This window comes from Acinetobacter johnsonii (assembly GCF_048551975.1).
In the GTDB taxonomy this organism is placed as follows: Bacteria; Pseudomonadota; Gammaproteobacteria; order Pseudomonadales; family Moraxellaceae; genus Acinetobacter; species Acinetobacter johnsonii_A.
The window spans coordinates 1-291 of record NZ_JBIMCF010000171.1 but is presented as its reverse complement, the minus strand read 5'-3'; the positions used below and the strand labels follow the sequence as shown (position 1 = coordinate 291).

The 291-nt window shown below is 37.8% G+C and carries 1 pseudogene; it reads right to left on the bottom strand.

The annotated features are described in order from the left end of the window. Positions 1–291: pseudogene (locus ACG9ZB_RS17105) on the bottom strand (transcriptional regulator); the annotation flags it as partial.

Here is a 291-nt window from a genome sequence, read left to right as displayed (position 1 = left end):
GTATTAAATCTGCACAGCGTTCAACTGCGAGCAACCCTAAAGTCGTATGTTTTTTATATTTTGTAGAAAGGTTAATAATTCCGTGAAATTGTCTTGATGTTGGGTCCCAAATCGGTGCGGCATAACAAACCCAATCTCTAACACTGTCCATTTGGTTTTCATGAGAATAGACGCAACTTGATATTTGGATGTTTAACTCAATTCAAATCGCATTTGTTCCAACTGACTGTGTAGACGAATGTCCGCACTCAATAAAATGAACTTGTTCAGCAGAATAAAGCATGTCTGAAC